Source organism: Streptomyces sp. GL_141, from assembly GCF_057834385.1.
Window position 1 is genome coordinate 112,141 of the sequence record NZ_JBYQMI010000002.1, and the last position, 17,178, is coordinate 129,318.

Annotated in this window: 11 protein-coding genes; 3 read left to right on the plus strand and 8 right to left on the minus strand. The window is 70.2% G+C overall.

Annotated features, from left to right (window positions below):
- Nucleotides 1–89: 89 nt before the first annotated feature.
- Genes AC3IX6_RS39720 through AC3IX6_RS39740 form a run of 5 tightly spaced genes read right to left on the minus strand, consistent with a single transcriptional unit; the run spans nt 90 to nt 5,245 of the window.
- The gene (locus AC3IX6_RS39720; RefSeq protein WP_489371760.1) at nt 90–842 is read right to left on the minus strand and encodes a type I-E CRISPR-associated protein Cas6/Cse3/CasE; all 753 of its coding nucleotides are present in this window, start codon (nt 840–842) and stop codon (nt 90–92) included.
- On the minus strand, nt 824–1,672 hold the full coding sequence (gene cas5e / locus AC3IX6_RS39725) for a type I-E CRISPR-associated protein Cas5/CasD (protein WP_489371761.1): 849 nt from the start codon (nt 1,670–1,672) through the stop codon (nt 824–826). The genes AC3IX6_RS39720 and cas5e overlap by 19 nt, the downstream gene beginning before the upstream one ends.
- Nucleotides 1,669–3,042 (minus strand): type I-E CRISPR-associated protein Cas7/Cse4/CasC, encoded by a 1,374-nt coding sequence (locus AC3IX6_RS39730; protein ID WP_489371762.1) that lies wholly within the window; start codon nt 3,040–3,042, stop codon nt 1,669–1,671. The genes cas5e and AC3IX6_RS39730 overlap by 4 nt, the downstream gene beginning before the upstream one ends.
- Nucleotides 3,039–3,635: a type I-E CRISPR-associated protein Cse2/CasB gene (gene casB / locus AC3IX6_RS39735; RefSeq protein ID WP_489371763.1), complete on the minus strand. Its 597-nt coding sequence runs from the start codon at nt 3,633–3,635 to the stop codon at nt 3,039–3,041. The genes AC3IX6_RS39730 and casB overlap by 4 nt, the downstream gene beginning before the upstream one ends.
- Nucleotides 3,632–5,245 (minus strand): type I-E CRISPR-associated protein Cse1/CasA, encoded by a 1,614-nt coding sequence (locus tag AC3IX6_RS39740; protein ID WP_489371764.1) that lies wholly within the window; start codon nt 5,243–5,245, stop codon nt 3,632–3,634. The genes casB and AC3IX6_RS39740 overlap by 4 nt, the downstream gene beginning before the upstream one ends.
- Before the next feature lie 1,215 nt (nt 5,246–6,460).
- Between AC3IX6_RS39740 and AC3IX6_RS39745 the strand changes: the two genes are divergently transcribed.
- A complete protein-coding gene (locus AC3IX6_RS39745; protein ID WP_489371765.1) occupies nt 6,461–9,727 on the plus strand; it encodes a DEAD/DEAH box helicase in 3,267 nt (1,088 codons plus the stop codon).
- Nucleotides 9,728–9,881: 154 nt separating this feature from the next.
- Nucleotides 9,882–10,658, plus strand: coding sequence for a barstar family protein (locus tag AC3IX6_RS39750; RefSeq protein ID WP_489371766.1), 777 nt, complete (start codon nt 9,882–9,884; stop codon nt 10,656–10,658).
- Between the two features lie 143 nt (nt 10,659–10,801).
- On the opposite strand, the gene AC3IX6_RS39755 is transcribed toward AC3IX6_RS39750, so the two are convergent.
- The gene (locus tag AC3IX6_RS39755; protein ID WP_489371767.1) at nt 10,802–11,995 is read right to left on the minus strand and encodes a ParB/RepB/Spo0J family partition protein; all 1,194 of its coding nucleotides are present in this window, start codon (nt 11,993–11,995) and stop codon (nt 10,802–10,804) included.
- Complete coding sequence (locus tag AC3IX6_RS39760) at nt 11,992–13,152, minus strand: ParA family protein (RefSeq protein WP_489371768.1); 1,161 nt, start codon at nt 13,150–13,152, stop codon at nt 11,992–11,994. The genes AC3IX6_RS39755 and AC3IX6_RS39760 overlap by 4 nt, the downstream gene beginning before the upstream one ends.
- Nucleotides 13,153–13,596: 444 nt before the next feature.
- Here AC3IX6_RS39760 and AC3IX6_RS39765 point away from each other — a divergent pair, with 444 nt between their 5' ends.
- The gene (locus AC3IX6_RS39765) at nt 13,597–15,168 is read left to right on the plus strand and encodes an alpha/beta fold hydrolase (RefSeq protein ID WP_489371769.1); all 1,572 of its coding nucleotides are present in this window, start codon (nt 13,597–13,599) and stop codon (nt 15,166–15,168) included.
- Nucleotides 15,169–15,293: 125 nt separating this feature from the next.
- Here the strand turns inward: AC3IX6_RS39765 and AC3IX6_RS39770 are convergent, their stop codons facing one another.
- Nucleotides 15,294–15,899, minus strand: a complete 606-nt coding sequence (locus AC3IX6_RS39770) for a dihydrofolate reductase family protein (protein ID WP_489371770.1) — start codon at nt 15,897–15,899, stop codon at nt 15,294–15,296.
- Nucleotides 15,900–17,178 lie beyond the last annotated feature (1,279 nt).

Genomic DNA, 17,178 nt, shown 5'->3' on the forward strand with positions numbered 1-17,178 from the left:
CAACAGCAGCCTTCTGGCCCCATTTCAACCCTTTTCCGGGGGCCGACTTTTGTCCGCGGACAAAAGTCGGCCCCCGGAAGGCGTCTCCCTCAACGGGTCAGAATCAGCCCGCAGCTGTACGCGCGGGCGTGCCCGAGGCCGTTGGAGAGGGCTGCGGCCAGGGTTTCCGGGTCGGTGACCGTCAGGGAGCCGCGGATCTCGGCGCGGCCGATGCGGACCGGCTTGCGGCGGTGGGCGCTGGAGAGGGTCGGCAGCATGCGGATGCCGAGGCTGTCCGGGTCGGCGGTGGCTCCGATGCGGACCACCCCGTCCTCCGCCGTCGCCGGGTCGCCGTCGGCCTGGAGGCGGCGTACGAACCAGCGCTTCACGTGTTCCGGTGTGGTGTGCGCGGTTCGCGCACCGCGGGTCTTCTCCCCCGTGGGGTTGGCCGGGGGCCGGCTGTGGGTCGGGTTGACCACCGTACGGAAGCCCACGACCTCGCCCGCCTTGAAGGTGCGGTCCACCGTGATGATGTGCGGCGCCGTGGTGAAGGCCGCTCGTGGTATCCGGGCCCAGTCCCCCGGGATCCTGGACTGCACGACCAGCACGAGCGCCGCCGCCTTCAGGTCCACCGACCAGGTCGACAGGACGCCCATCTGGGAACGGGCGTCGGGGTCGCCGTCCTCGACCCAGCCGCGGAATCCGCTCATCACGGTGCGGTGCATCTCCTGGGCGTCGACCAGCGACTTGGCGACGAGCGGGTGACGGGCGTTGAGGGACAGGACGGAGTGGGTGGCGACGAAGCGCGCCGTCGTGGCGGCACGCGTCCCGGAGTGTGCGGTGTTCAAGGGATGATGTCCCATTCGGTGGCGTTCGGAGCGATGGTGACGCGCGTACGGGTCTCCCAGCGCGTGGCATGGGCCCGGCGGGCCGGGTCGAAGCTGACGGGCTGGTCGTTGACCTGCGAAGCCCCCCGCGCACCCGAGGCCGCCTGGAGCCAGGCCCAAGGCCGCCGGCCAGAAGTGTCGGGGCCCTCCGGGCCCGGCAGCAGCCGCTTGGCCGCGAAGGCCTCGGCGAGCGTGCCGGGCAGGATGCCGGCGGCCAGCGTGCCGGAGGGCGGGCAGGACTTCCGGCCGAGCCAGAGCAGTTGCTTCGGGTGCTCCAGGGCGTACGCGATCTCCTCCAGCAGAGCCCGGTCCTCGTACTGGAGCCCCACGACGAAGGCCGCGTCCGACAGGTACCAGCGCTCCGTGATCAGCGCCGTACGGGAGAGCTCCCCCGAGACCAGCACACCGGAGACAGGATCGGCGGCGATCTTCTTCGGCGCCCCGTACCACCCGGCCAGTTCATGGTGGCCGAAGTCGGGCCCTTCGGCGGTCTCCATGCTCTTGGCCACCGCTGCGGCCCGCCGGTGGTCGGTGATGACGTCCCGCGGACGCAGCGGGTACTTCCCCGCGCCGACGGAGTGGTAGTCGCGTACCGGGATCCCCGGGTGGTCGGCGCGCACGCCGAAGACGAGCCCGGCGAGGTCGTCCACCGGGTCCTTGCGGTCCCGGCCGAGGGCCGCCGCGCACAGGCCGATCACCGCCGACTTGGTGGGCCGGCTGTGGGTGTCGCGGTGGGCGGCGAAGCGGGACACCGCCCCCCAGGACTGCAGGGGGGCGGCGAGCCGTACGAGTAGGACGTGCGTCACGCCGTCAGCCCCTTGGCGGAGGTGACGGGCTCCGCGCCGGGGGATTTCAGTGTGCCCAGGAGCTCGTCGATCTGGGGGTCGTAGGTGAGGACGCGGCCCGCGGCGATGTCGGGGCGGCGCGTGCTGACGAAGGCGTGGTGCTTCAGCAGCCGCTTGACCGCGGCCGGCCCGGCCGGTCCCTCGCCGCCCTTGTCCAGGGGGTTCTCGTCGATGGGGGCCTGGAAGGCTGCCGCGTAGTTGTACGGGCGTTCGCCCTCGAAGGCGAGGACGAGGGCGGGCAGCGAGCCGGTGGAGGCGGTCGAGTTCTTCTTCGCCTCGGGGAACGCGTCGACGAAGGCGGTGACGAACTCCTCCTCGGCCGCGACCGACGCCTCCTCGGCCTCCTCGACCGTCATGCCGGCGGCCCGCAGGTTCGTACGGAGCTTCACGCGGTCGAGTACCGCGTGCCGGTAGAACGTGCCGGTGATCAGGGACTGGTAGCCGGTCATGCCGGCGCCGGAGTCGTCGGCGATGTCGAGGAAGTCCAGGGCGTTCTTCTTGCGGTCGAGCTTCGCGTCGTCGGCAGCGGCGTAGAAGTCGTCGACCTGCTCGGCCTCGTGGACGGTGAAGGCATGGCTGCTCTGGACCGCACCGTCCACGTTCGGGGAGTCGGCGATCTCGGCGAGGAAGCGGCCGTACAGGGCGATGTCGATGGCATCGCGCGGGGCGAGGGCCGTGAGGACCGCGGCGCGGGTCGCCGCCGGCAGCGGGGGCAGCTTGGCGTCGGCCGGGGCAGCCGCGCCTTCTGCCGCCTCCGCGGCCTCGTCCGCTTCGAGCGCCGATTCCTGGGCTGCGGTCTTGCGGCCGCCCTTCCTGGGCTTGGGCGCGGCTGCTGCCTGCGCCGCCAGGTACTCCGCCGTCCAGGGCCGCAGTTCCCCGGCCTGCTCGTGGATGTGGGCGGCGATGCGCGTACCGGCGTCGGAGGGGGCGAAGAGGAGCACCTTGGTCAGGTTCGCGACGGTCTTCTTGCCCAGGTCGCCGAACTTCAGCCCGGTGGCCTCGATGACGGCACGGGCCGTACGGATGGCCTCGTCCGGGTCCCATCCGTGCGCGGAGGCCAGGGCCCGGCTGGTGATCAGTGCCCACTCGCGGGTACGGGTGGCGGTGGTCCGGCCGGCCAGGGCGCCGATGCCCTTGTTGGCGCGGTCTCGGGTGTGGACCCGTTCTGCGCGGCGGCGCGCCTGGCTCGTGATCATGTGCCGCTCGGTGCCGCCGTAGACGATGGACTTGGGCGAGCCATTCTCGTCGCGTACGGGCAGCACGGCGACCAGGGTCTCCAGGAGGTGCAGGGAGAGGAACTGGCGACCGGTGGAGGAGGCGTTGCTGGTCACGTGGTGGTGCCCTTCTGGGTCGGGTCGGCGACCGGGCCGGCGGTGTGAGCACCGGCGGACCGGGAGCGGGAGTTGTGGAAGTCCACGGCCCACTCGTAGGAGATGCGGGCCTTGCGGTCGTTCCACTGGCTCAGGTCGTCGGCGAGCCGGGCCCAGGAGGGCGGCTTCGCTCCGCAAGCGCGCAGCCGGGCGACGGTGTGCTGGAGGTGGCGCCAGGGGATGCGGCGGCTGGAGACGATCCGGTCGACGAGGCGGGCCGCACCGGGGTCCTCCGGGCCCTGCTTGTCGCCGCTGCCGATCCGGCGGGCGGCCTCTCCGAGGCTCCCGTAGCCGTAGGCGGGCGCGGACCTGCCTTGGTGGTAGACGGCGAAGAGGAAGGCGACCTGCTCGTAGATCTCCTCCTGCTCCTCGCCGGGGCTGTACCAGATGGCCCGGAAGTGCGGTTCCTTGCGGACCCGGGGGCGCCGGAGGTCGGCGAGGCTCCCGTAGTTGCGGTTGTGCACGAGGCTGGCGAGCCAGGCCGTCAACGCGGCGCTGCTCTCACTCGTCTTACTGCTCTCGGGCCCGGACTTGGGCTCGGCTCGGGTGGTCATGCCCTCTCCCCTCGGATTTCGGCCGGCGCCTTCGGCGAGGCCAGCTCGTCGTCGAACCGCTTCAGCGCCGCGGCTTGCGCCTTGGCGCCCTGCCGGTTCCTCGGCAGCGAGTCGAGGCGTGCGGTGAGGAAGCCGCGGGCGGAGGCGGCCACCGTGGCGGCGTAGTCGAGCAGGCACTCCTGGACGAGCTCGCCGATGGTGACCTCGTCCATCAGCAGGTCGAACGGTTCCCGCGTCGCCGCCCAGTGCATGCCGCGCGCGTCGAAGCGCGCGATCTGACCGCTCTTGTCGGCCGGCTTGGGGTTCGGATAGACGACGGTCCAGGCCGTGTAAGCCGCTCTGCTCAGGGCGGAGGCCACGTACTCGGCGATCTCCGAACCGCGGGAGGAGGCGTGGTAGAGCCGCGCCTCCAGGCCCGGGGCGAAAGGGAACGTCCCGTCTACCCAGGTGATGGCCGTGGTCTGCTTCGCCACGAGTCCAACCGTCCACAGCTCTACGCGGCGGGCGGGCTGCTGGCCGGGCTCGGGGGCGACGTCCTCCGGCGGGAAGAGCGCGAGCCGCCGGTACAGGGTCTTGCCGTCGTTCGCGCCGCCGGATGAGCGGGCCTCGTTCACGGCGGCGTAGAGGGAGTGCGCGTCACGCCACACGGCGCGGGTCGCCGAGGCCCAGAGGGGTTTGGTCGTGCCGTCCGCCTTCGTAGCGAGTACCGCGTCCTGGAGGTGCTCGTCCGTCAGGGCGAGCAGTTCGCCGGCGCCGAGGAGTACCCGGTCCACGGCGTCCCCCTCAGGTGTGGGGCGGAGCAGGATCGACCGGCCGAGGTAGCTGTGCAGGTCCGCGGGGCCGCCGACCGGGCGGGCCTGGGGCTTCGTCGTGAAGCCGCGGCGCTCTTTTCCGATGGTCCAGGAGCGGTTCAGTTCGCCGGGCGGCCCGGAGACGGGCGCCAGGTTCAGGCGGAGGGTCTCGCCGAGGGTCTCGCCGAGCGCGATGACGCGGATCCGGGTCCCGAGGCGGGTGGCGGCGAGGTTGGTGATGGTGGGGCCGAGCGTCTCCTTGCCGGAGATGCGGGCCCGGCCCGCAGGCCCGTACACGTGCTGCGTGAGCATCGCGCGGAAGGCGCGGGCGACGGGTAAGGGGTCGGGGTGGTCGAGGTGATGGTGGTCGAAGAACTGGTTGTAGTCGCCGACCCGCTCGATCACCAGCTGTGCCGGCCCGGCGCCTCGCTGATCGAGGAAGGGGGCGAGGAGGGAGTTCTGCCCGAGCGGCTCGGTGGGGTGGAACAGGTCCCACACCTCGTCCTCGGGCCGCCCGGCCAGCCACTCGGCGGCGGGCCGGAGCCCGTCCTTCGCGTCGACCCAGGCCGGCCACTCTGCGGCGGACGCCGGGTAGGTACCGGAGGCGAAGCAGATGGCCAGCAGGAACTCGATGACGGCGACCTTCTCCCCCGGCGTGTCCCCTTCCACGCCGCACAGGCCGTCGGCATCGTGGAGCACGTCGACGAGGCTGAGCTCGACGAGCCTGTCGTCGAGGGTCAGGACCGGTACGCACGGCTGCCGCCGCGGATCCCAGCGCGGGCGTATCGCCCCGGCGGGCGGGGTGCGTGAATCAGCCAAATTGCATCGTCCGCTCTCTGCTCTTAACGGTTGCCTGGTGGAATGAGGCAGGACGCTAGCAGTGGGACGGGGGCCGGGGGGGCGGTTCCGGAAATCTCAACTTGCGACGCCGTAATGGGATTTGCTCCACAAAGGGAGTACAGGGGAGCTGGCTCACGGTATGTCCCCGCGGGCGGGGGCCCGTACTGACGGAGAGACTCGCCATCTCAGGCTCGGGGTCATCCCCGCACGGTTGCGGGGAGCGGGCTCCTTCGGTCAGCAGTGCAACCCGGTGAGCGGTTCATCCCTGCGTGCGCGGGGAGCAAGTCGAGCGGTGTCACCGCGTAGGTCCAGGCGTTGGGGTCATCCCCGCGTAGGCGGGAAGCAGACACTGGCCACCAGGCAGATCCCGGCGGGACACCGGAGCATTTCCGCAGCAGCGGGACGGTCATCGGGTACAGGATCGGCGCGCCGTCGATGGGTCCATCCCCGCGCGTACAGCGGGGCACTCCAGGAAGATCGGACCAGCCGGAGCCACGTCGGGATCATCCCCGCGGGGGCGAGGGAACAGACGACCCTGGCAGTGGGTATGGCCCTCGGCTACGGATCATCCCCGCGTGTGCGGGGAGCGGAGGCGCTGGATCGCGCGGCGCTTTTGAAAGTTGGGGTCATCCCCACGTATGCGGGGAGCAGACATCGGGATACGCGGTCTGGGTCTGCTGGACGGGGTCATCCCCGCGTACGCGGGAAGCAGCGTTCGCCGTGCCCGGAGAGGCCGGCCATCCGGGGGTCATCCCCACGGGCGGCGCGGGGAGTAGGGAGAAGGGGACGGGTTCGCTCGGCACGCGGCTGGGGTCATCCCCGCGTGCGCGGGGAGCAAGCGTCCTCGGAGGTGGACCAGGCCGACCAGTGGGGGTCATCCCCGCATGCGCGGGAACAGGCGGACAGCCTTGCTTGAAGCCGCAGACCCGCCCTGGTTCATTCCGCGGACGAGGAAAGCAGACTTGCTGACCTGCGACTCTACGCGGCAGGCCGCACCCCCCGGGCACTTTCGCTCGATCCGGCAACAGAGGCATGGCCCGCCTTTCGGGCATGGCAGCGTGCAAGTGGGAGCCCGGCACCGGCACCCGGCACAACCCAGGCCCCCACAGTCAGCCCGGGACCGGCCAACCGCCTGACCCACCGTCATGATCCCCGTAGGGTGCGCAGTAGTGATCACCGACGACGGGAGCGGGCGTGACGCGGCTGGGGGACGAGCGTCGGCGGCGGAGCGGGGTCGTCGGGTACTGGCGGGCGGTCGAGTTGTTCAGCCCGCAGAAGGTGCCCGCCCTGTCCGTCCGGGATCGCGTCTACGCGGCCGAGCCGGACCGGCCCATGCCCTGGGAGGCCGGGCATCCGCTGCGGTCCGTCCCGGTCGAGCCCGGGTACGGCTGGCAGCACGTCGTCTACGGCGGTGCCTATGCGCTCGCCGCCGTACGGGACACCCTCCTGCACGTCTTCGGGGAGAGCGGCGAGGACCACGACGGCCGGATGAACGGTGAGAGCGCGCTGTTCGCGCTGACCGTCACCGACGAGGGCCGGCTGCTGCTGGACTCCCCCGCCTTCTCCTCGTGCGCCTGGGCCACCGGGCGGGCCGTGTCCCCCGGTCCCGGCAGCCGTGGCTGGCTCGACGGGTTCGAGGAGGAGGCCGACGCCTGGGTTGCCCGGGCGTCCGCGCTCGGTGAGTCCGCTTCCGCACCTGTGGAGAGCGAGGGCGAGGACGCTGCCCCCATCGGGTCCGGCGTCATCACGGCCGGGCACCTCGTGGGGTTCACCGATGAGCTGGCCGAAGCCTGGGGCGTCGCCGTTCCGCTGAACCCCGCCGGGGTACGCGTCCGCAGCGTCCCCGTACGGCTGGACCGCGCGGCCGATGCCGCCGACCAGCAGGACTTCCTCAACAGCTTCATCGCCGCCGACCTCGACCTCGTCGCCCGTGAGCTCGCCTCGCGCGATCCCGGCCCGGGACTCGCCGCGTACCTCACCCCCGGCGCCGCCTTCGACAAGACCCGCCGCATCGATCTGCGCCGCAATCCAGGCGTCGCGCTCGCCGGCGTCGTCCCCACCCGTACCCCGCTCGGCCGCTGGCCGGCGGACCCTGCGCACGCGCTCGCGCTGAGCCAGCAGTTCGCCGTCAACGCCATCCACGCTGAGCTGGCCCCGGGCGCCGGGATCTTCGCGGTCAACGGCCCGCCCGGCACCGGCAAGACCACCATGCTGCGCGACAGCTTCGCCGCGGCCGTCGTCGAGCGGGCCCGCCGCCTCGCCGCGCTGCGCCTGCCGTCGCAGGCCTTCGCGGAGCAGGCTCCGTACGTGTGGAAGAGCGGCGACTACACCCGTACGGTCACCCCGCTGCGCCCGGAGTTCACCGGCTTCGAGATGGTCGTCGCCTCCGCCAACAATGGGGCCGTGGAGAACATCTCCACCGAGATCCCGGCCCGCGAGGCCCTGGGCGAGCAGTGGCGGGACGACGCCGACTACTTCGCCGAGCAGGCGACCCGCCTCCTCAAAGGTGAGCCCGCGTGGGGCGCGGTGGCGGCCCGCCTGGGCAGCAAGAAGAACCGCCTGGAATTCGTCAACCGCTTCTGGCACGGCAAGTACCGCCAGACCGACACCGAAGCTCCTCCCCCGCCACCCGTTCCCCCGCAACCGGACGGCCGGAGCCGTCGCCCCCGCAACGCCTGGATCGACAGCGGCAGCGGCCTCTCCCACCTCCTGCGCCAGTGGCGGGACACCCCGCAGACGGGCGTGTGGCGCGAGGGCAAGCAGCGGTTCGAGGCAGCGTTGTCGGAGGTGGAGCGGCTGCGCGCCGAACGGACCGTCGCTGCCGAGGCCTACGACGGGCTCGCCACCGCCTACGAGGCCCTACTCAGGGCGCAGCTCGCCGTACCGCAGCACGAGGTGGAGCTTGCCCGCGTACGGGCAACCCTGCCGCCTGCCGAGGATGCGCTGGCCGGCGCCGAACAGGCCCTGGCCCGGGCCGAGCAGGCGCATCAGGCGCACCTGGCCCGCCGCCCGGGGTTCACGGTCAGCCTCTTCACCCTGGGCCGGGCGGCACGCACCTGGCACGCGGAGGAAGCCGGCGCGGCGGACCTGGTTGCCGACGCACGCCGGGCACGTGATGCGGCGCAGGCCGAGCGGGACGGCGTACGGGGCGCCGTGGGCACAGCGGCGGCTCGGCTGCGCGCCCGTGAGGAGGCATGGGAGGCGGAGCGTACCCGTGTCGCCCGGGCGGAGGAGACCGTCGCGGCGGCCCGCGGGCGCTGGGGCAAGTCCGTACCGCAGGACGCGTGGCTCACGGACGAGGATGCGGCGCGCGAGCTCGCGGCCCCCTGGTCCGACCCGGAAATCACCGCGGCCCGCACCGAGCTGTTCCTCGCTGCCCTTCACCTCCACCAGGCCTTCCTTCGGTGCACGGCCCGCACCATGTACGCCAACCTGATGGCCGGCATGGACGCGGTCGCCGGAGCGGTGCCGAAGACGGTGCCCGAGGCGCACCTGCGGGCTGCGTGGCAGAGCGTGTTCCTCGTGGTCCCGGTCGTCTCGACGACGTTCGCCTCGCTCGACCGGGTCTTCGGACGGCTCGGACCGGAGGCCCTGGGCTGGCTGTTCGTCGACGAGGCCGGTCAGGCGACGCCGCAAATGGCGGTCGGCGGCATGTGGCGGGCCAGGCGCACCGTGGTGGTCGGCGACCCGCTGCAGCTGGAGCCGGTCGTGGTCCTGCCGTGGACCGCGCAGCGGGCCCTACGCGACGACTTCGGCGCCGCCGAGGAATGGGCACCCGGCCGCACCTCGGTGCAGCAGCTCGCCGACCGCGCGAACCACTACGGCACCCTGCTGCCGGCCGAACTGCCGGACGGCAGCCACGAGGTGTGGGTCGGTTCACCGCTGCGCGTGCACCGGCGGTGCGACGACCCGATGTTCTCCATCAGCAACGCCGTCGCCTACGACGGCCTGATGGTCCAGGGGACGGCGGAACGCGATCCGTACATCTACCGGCCGACGAGCAGCTGGGTGAACGTGACCGGCGCGGAAGCAGACGGACACTGGATCCCGGAGGAGGGGCGGGCGCTGCGGCGCGTGCTGGAGCGGCTGCGCGACGACGGTGGCGTCGACCTGGCCCGGGACGTGTTCGTGATCAGCCCCTTCCGCCAGGTCGTGGCCGGTGCGAAGGGGGTGTGCCGCGACCTGATGCCGGCCGAGCGGGTGGGTACGGTCCACACGACACAGGGCAAGGAGTCCGACGTCGTCATCCTGATCCTGGGCACCGACCCCGGCCGCCCGGGCGCCCGCGCCTGGGCGGCGAGTGCCCCGAACCTCCTCAACGTCGCGGTCAGCCGCGCCAAACGCCGCCTCTTCGTCATCGGGAACCTGGAGGCGTGGCGCGACCAACGCTTCTTCTCGACCTTGGCGGAGTCCCTCCCAGCGCACACGTGGCAGGCGCCGGGCTTGCACGAGCAGAGATAGCCCATCCCTCACTTTCGATTGAGCCCTGTCCGTTCTCATTGAAGATAGTCATCAATGGCCTGCTGAACTGGGCGGACTATGTTCACTGAGAACGATCTGGCCTTCGTTAATCACTCGGGCTCTGAGCAAGTGCCGTGCAAGGATCTCGCCCATGATGACCAAGCCCACTCTGACGGAACGCTGCTCTCCATGGGTCGTGTTCACCTCCCCGGCCGACCCATGGCTGGCGTCGGAAACGGCCGCGCTCGTGCAGCGAAACGGTCTGGTCCTGCGGCTGGACGGTCGGGAAATGCGGGATCCGGCGTCCGTCTTCCGCACCTTCGCCCAGGAGCTGTCGTTCCTCGGCTACTTCGGCCACAACTGGGACGCCCTTGTGGACTGCCTTCACGACTGGCACGGTCCCGGCCACGGGAACCAGGACCTCGCGATCCTGATCGAGCACGCGGACGACCTGCTGAAGTCGGATTTCCTCGGGCTGTTCGTATCGGTTCTCGCCCAGGCAGCCTGGAACTCCAACCTGCGCCTGGACGGCGACGGCGAGCTCGATGAGTGGCGGCAGCGCAAAGCCCAGCACTTCGTCTTCCTCCTGGACCACACTGCACCCGTTGACTTCACGGAGAAGGCGGCCCGCGGCATGGACGTGGCGGTGGCGCTCTCGGACGGCCGCCTGCTCGTGACCCTGACCGACATCGACTGGCCCGGTGGAGATCCCGCGTCCGCCCCCTGGACGGCCGGCCCGCTTTCCTTCGCGGACAACGAGATTCTCAACGGCATGACCATCAAGGCCATCAAGATGTTCCGAGACCAGCTCGGCTGCTCGATCCACGAGGCCGTGGACATCCTCCAGTCCCGCTCCGAGCACCTGCGCCGCGAACAGTCGGACGCCTGCACGAGGGGCGGCGCCAGCCAAGCGACTGGGTTCGCTGAGTAGACGCCTGTCCCGTCTCACCGAAGGTTGGATGAGCCAGGACATAGACGATCAGGGGCCCGACTTTTGTCCGCGGACAAAAGTCGGGCCCTACCGCCAATGCGCAGTAGGGCCCCGTTGAGCGGAGTCAGCTGGTGCCGGCTCCCTCAGTTGTTCTCGATGAGGAGCATGGCCAGTTCCTCGCGGTGCTTCGGCGACATGTTCGCCTGGATCGCGTCGTAGACGGCGGCCGGGTCCTGCCACAGGGCCGCGTCCGTGTCCGCGTCCGTTCCCCTGGCTTGGGGCGGGATGACGCCCTCCGGTTCGCGCGGCTGGACCGGCTCCGCGACCGGCGACGGCTGGCTCTCGGGGGCCCGACTTTTGTCCGCGGACAAAGGTCGGTCGGGGACCGGGGTCTGTTCCGGAGCCTCCGTCGTCGGCTGCGGACTTTTGTCCGCGGACAAAAGTCGGGCCGGTCCGGCCTCCGGCTCGGAGTGCGCCGGGAGGCTGCCAGTGGCTCCGCCGGTCGGGGCCTGCTCAGTGGTTGCCAGCTCCGTCGTCGTCTCCTGGGCCTCGCGCAGGATCTCCCGCTGGGCCGCCTTGACCTGGACTTCCTGTTCCTTGGTCTCCCGGAGGAGGCCCAGCAGGTCGGCCGCGCCAGCGTCCGGGCGGTCCTTCGCGGCGCGTGCCAGTACGCGTCCGTCGCGCTCGGGCATCTCCCCCGCGCTCAGCATCGCCTGGATCTCTTCCGGGAGTTCCAGCAGCACCAGCTGGTTCGTCACCCAGGACGGCGACTTGCCCAGCCGCTCGGCCGCACGCGACTTCGCACCGTGCTCCTTGCCCTGCTCGGCGCAGGTCTCCACGAGCTGCTGGACACCGCGGGCGCGCTCGATGACGTCGAAGTCCTCCCGCTCCAGGTTCTCGGCGAGCAGGTGGTCGATGAAGTCAGCGCGGGAGACCGCGAGGTCGTCCCGTACGACGAAGTCCAGCGACTCCAGCCCGACGTGCAGCGCGCTGCGGAACCGGCGCTCGCCGTTGATCAGGACGTACGAGGCCGTCCCGATCCGTGTGTCGTGGTCCGGCCACAACCCCAGGTAGGCGGTCGTGCTGACGAGGACACATGCGGAGAGCTGCGTCTGGCGCAGTTCCTCGCCGAAGCGGGTCATCTCCTCGTCCGTGCCGAAGTTGCGGCGCGGGTTCAGGGGAGTGGGGGAGACCTGGTCGAGGGGGACCCGGACGAGCTCGTACGCCGGTACGTCGCCCTGCGCTATGGCCTTGGCGCGCCCGCGCTCGCTCCGGCCGCCGGTGCGGCGGGCGTTGCTGAAGGCGGCGCCCGTACCGAGAAGGTCGCTCTTGCTCATGCCGACACCCTCCGCGCGATCTCCCGCATGGCCTCGGACTGCTCGCACTCGGGTGCGTAGTGCAGCAGGGGCAGCTTGACACGTACCGCTTCGCGCTGCTCCTTCAGGTCGCCGATGACCGTGATGACCGGCGGGTCGCCGAACTCCTTCCAGCTGTTGAGGGAGGAGGTGACGACGTAGCCCTTGCGGCTGTCGTAGAGGTTGACCACGAAGCCGAGCTGGGCGATCTCGATGTCGAGGTCGTCGATGAGGTCTTCGAGCTGCTCGCTGAGCATGTCGTAGGCGTCGGCGGAGGTGTCCTCTGCCTGGACCGGGACGATGATGCCGGAGGCCTTCTCCGCCTCGCCCTCGCGGGTCCGCGCGTAGTAGAGCGCGGTGTCCATGGTGTAGCCGAGGCTGGGCGGGCAGTCGACGACGATGTAGTCGAACTCCTCCTCCAGCTCCTCCAGCGCCTTCTCCAGCGCGGTCTCCTTCGTCCGTACGTGACGCGTGGTGGCCAGGCGGGCGTCGAGGAGGAACGCGTCCTTGCAGGAGGGCAGGAGGAAGAGCCGGCCCGCGAAGACCCCGTGCTCGATGGGGACGAGCAGCTCGCGCACCCGGCCCTCGATCTCGCCCAGCATGTGCTTGGCGAGACTGGGCTCCTTGATGCCGAGCATCTCCGCACCCAGGTGGCGGGTCAGGTGGCCCTGCGGGTCGAAGTCGATGACGCAGACACGGGCACCGGTCTCGGCGAGGGCCTGCGACAGCCCGTTGCTGATGGCGCTCTTGCCCACGCCACCCTTCTGGTTGCAGACCACGATCCGGCGCGCACCCTCGCTGGACGACCGACGGCGGCCGGCGGGGGAGGGGTGGGTGTCGAGCCAGAGCCTGATGGACTGGGCGACGCCCTGGTTGTACGGGACTTCGCGGACTCGGCAGTCCTCCTTGAAGTCCCCGTACAGGCCGGTGGGGAGGTACGTCGAGAACGAGGCGGCGCCGGAGGTGTCCACCGGGGTCGCCGCGGAGGCGTCGGCACGCCAGCCGTGGATGCCCTCGGTGACGGCGTCCTGGATGTCCACGCCCAACTGGGCGGCGCGGACCTTGAGTTCCTGCCGCAGGGAGGCGGGCAGCTTGGCGACTACCTTTTCCCTGACTTCCGGATCATATGGAGCGGTCATGCGGGTACCTTACTAACCTTCCGGCCGGAAGGTGAAGCGCCACACCGAACATGTCGACCTGTTATCGGCCCTGTTGTACGGAAAGCACCTTCCGTCTTCCTGCACACATGCGACATCCGACGGTGCCCGTCGACCGTTATGGGAACCCAGGGGGAGCGGGGGGACGGGTCCCCCGGCGGTGGAGATCTCCACGCTGGACGTGTCCCAGAACCGGCGCCTCGGCCTGGCGGATACACCCCTCGATGCCCCTTGCTTCACCAGCCGGGTGTTCCCGTGCCGGCGGCGCAGTCGCGGACCGTAGGTGGGGGTTACCCCCTGGGAATTGGGAGGTCAACTGTAGTGAGGGGGGTCGGCTGTTCCGCCTAGCGTCGGACGGGTGAGACACATACGACTGGCACCCCCGACCGCGACGTCCCCCGCCCACCACCCCGAGGAGACCTCGTGATGACCGCCGCCTCAGCCGTGCGCCGCACCGCGGCCGTGGGCCTCGCCCTCGCTGTCTGCCTCGGGGTCGCCCCAGCCACGGCCACGGCGGTTACCAGCACGCCGAAGTCCAGCTCCGGACTCGACCGCTACTACAACCAGCGGCTGGGCTGGGGTAGCTGCGCCGAAGGACCCGACGACACCGTGGGCCGTGGTCTGGACGCGGCCGGCGTGCAGTGCGCGGACGTCACCGTGCCGCTCGACTACACCGCTCCCCGGGGACGTACGATCACCGTCGCGATTTCCCGGCTGAAAGCCACCGACACCCGCCACCGCATCGGTTCGATCCTGCTCAACAACGGCGGTCCCGGCGGCACCGCCCTCGAATCCCCGCCGGAGTTCCACGCCTGGATGAAGGAGACGGGACCGCGGTACGACATCGTCGGTTTCGACCCGCGCTTCGTCGGCCGCAGCACCCCGCTGGACTGCGGCTGGCCCGTCGGCACCAGTCTTTCCTCGGGCGGTCTCGACCGGGCGGCCTTCGAGCGCCAGGTCGAACTCCAGAAGGACCTGGCCGCCAAGTGCCGTGCCACCGACGCCGCCGTGCTGCCGCACATCAGCACCCGCAACACGGCCCGCAACATGGACGTCATCCGCGGGGCGCTCCGCGAGCGGAAGATCTCCTACTTCGGCTACTCGTACGGCACCTACCTGGGCACCGTCTACACCCAGATGTTCCCGGGCCGGACAGACCGCATGGTCCTGGACGGCGCCATCGATCCGCGGAAATTCGGCCCCAGGATGCTGCGGGAGGCCGTCGGCGAGAACGAGCAGGCGCTCGCGGACTGGGCCGAGTGGGCCGCCCTCCGCAATCACACCTACGGAGTCGGCGGCACCCGCGACCAGGTCCTCGCCACGATCGACCGCCTCATCGAGGAATCCGCGCGCCGCCCGCTCACCGTCGGCACCGGCCCGGACACCTTCCACCTCGACGACACCCTGGTCCCGTTCGTTCTCGTCGCCGGCCTCGACAGCGACACCGACACGTCCCGTGCTGCCCTCGGTGAGCAGGTGTCCGTCCTGAACCGGGCGGCGGCAGGGCAGCCAACCCAACTATCACCGCAGTTCGCGGGAATCCTCCGCCTTGTGACGACCGGCGAGCAGTCGCACCACGGCAGCGTGCAGTCCGCGGTCATCTGCGGGGACGTAGCCGCCCCGCGCGACCCCGAGGTCTACTGGCACGACATCGAGCGGAGCCGTGCCGCGTTCCCGCGCCTCGGTCCGCTGGTGAACAACATCGGTCCCTGCGCTTTCTGGGACCGGCCTCGCGAGGAGCCCACCGAGGTCAAGCGCGACGCCAAGGTGCTGATCGTGTCCGCCACCGGCGACCCCCGCACCACGCACACGGGGGCCGTCGCCCTGCACGGCCTGCTGCCCAGCTCCAAGCTCCTCACGCTCAAGGACGCCAACCGGCACGCGGTCTACGGCCTCTACGAGAACGCCTGCGTCGACAACAAGGTCAACCGGTACCTGGCCACCGGCAGGCTGCCCACCGCCGACCAGACCTGCTCCCGGAAGGCCGGAGCGAACTAGTGACCCAACCGGCCCTTCTCAGCGATGACCGTGGCTGACGTCGCCCTGCTGGCTCCTTGTTGGGTCTTGCTCCGTACCCGCCGGCGCTGGCCTGGCGGCGGTCCAGACCGGCGGAGGGGGTGACGTCAGGCAGGGACGGCGAGCGGTGGGTGCTCGAGCACGCGGGGCTTGTACTCGACCAGCTGGATGCGGCCGTCGAAGGTGCGGTGCTCGATCATCTCGAGGGCAACGTCCGGATAGCCGTCGTAGATGCGTTCTTCGCCCGTGGCCCCGGTGATCACCGGGAACATGACGACCCGGAAGCGGTCGACCAGTCCGGCTCGCAGCAGGGACCGGCACAGGCTGAGGCTGCCGATCGTGCTGAGGAGCCCCGAGCCACTCGACTTCATGGCTCGGACCGCCTCGACGGCGTCGTCGCGGACGAGCGTGGAGTTGGCCCACGTCAGTGGCTCCTCGAGTGAGGAGGAGAACACCACCTTGGACGCTTGCGTGAGCTCGTCGACGGACGCTTCTTCTTCGGGCCTGAACTCGTCTTGGCCCTTGGGGACCTGGCCTGCAGCGAAGCCCGACATGAGGCGGTAGGTGTTCGCTCCCATCAGGTAGGTGGCCTCGGGCTGCTCGCCGAGCCATGTGAGGTACTCGGGGCCCTCGAGGCCCCAGAAGCCGGGCCATCCCTCTCCCGATGCGTGGCCGTCGAGGGAGGTGATGAAGTCGACGAGAAGCTCCGACATGGCGGTGTCCTTTCCTGGGGTGTCACGACCTTGGACTGGTCGGGCGCCACAAACTCATCGGCCACGCTGTGGAGTGACGAGAAACCCATGACGCTGCAGCCGAACAGATCGGCAGGGCGCCACCCGCGGTCGGCCCGGGCCAACTCTCACGCTCAGCCGGGCCGGGTACAACGACGCTCAGGGGCCAAATGAAACCGTCAGCCACAACTCTTCCGATCGGGCGAGTTACGAACCGCTAGGAGCAACTTTCGAGGGCCGTGAGGCCGTCAGTGCCCCGCTGGCGAGCTTTGAGCGGAGGGAAGGTCACATCACCCGGGGAGGTAGGAGATCGGGCGCCCCAGGCCTCGTTCTGTGGGTCGGTTTTTGGCTGATCTCGTCCGGAATGACCGAACCACTAGGTTCAACCACCCTCCGTTCGAAGTGCGCGGGGGTCGGCAGCTCCTCAGCCCTGGCGGGCTTCCGGTGCCCCGACGGGGTGGTTGGCCATCGTCGGCGGGTGGCGGGTTCGGTCGGGTTACAAGACATTGCAACGTGGTGAGGACCGGAAAGAGGTTGCTGTGCACACGCGCGCGTGATCGTCCGACGCACCGCATCGTCGTGGCTGACTTTCCGTGGTACCGGTCGGAGAAGGCTCGGAGCAGCCAGAACGTCGGAGTAGAAGTAGCGCCAAACCTGCGGGGAACCGGGCCTGCGTTGAGCATCGCACTGGGCAACCGAAGTGTGTCGCGGGGAACACTTCGCTGGTGATGCAGCACCAGCCGGCACATCCCGCAGCCGATGCTGCGCAAGGTGGGGTGTGCGCTGATGCCGTCGGCGCAGTTGCGCTCTTTAATAAGAGGGCTCGGCGTTTTTAAGCCTCTGACCTGCGGGTTTGTCGAGGGGCATGTGTCCCCCAGGACACATTTGGTGCTCCGGAATGTGTACCTGGCGAGCACATTTCGCGGAAAACTCAAGCAGCAGTGTACTTTTCTGAGGCGCCAACGGGCCCTGGATCGCCGCAGGTCAGAGAGTCGGGCCGAGTCCGTGGATCGGCCCTCGGCCCGAACGCCGAGAGGCCCGAATGTGTCGCCATCACGACACATATAAATCAAGGAGCCGTGTACTTTCGGGGCTTGCTCGAAAAATAACTTCACGTACTGTGTACTTTTGGCGCCCCGGTCGAACATGGCCCCGCGGAGACTCCACGCAGAGGCTACTTCCGACGCGCCGACGCGCCAAAAGACAAGCACTGCTTGATTTTTTGGATAGTCTCGGACCGCCTGAGCAACAAGGAGGTCCT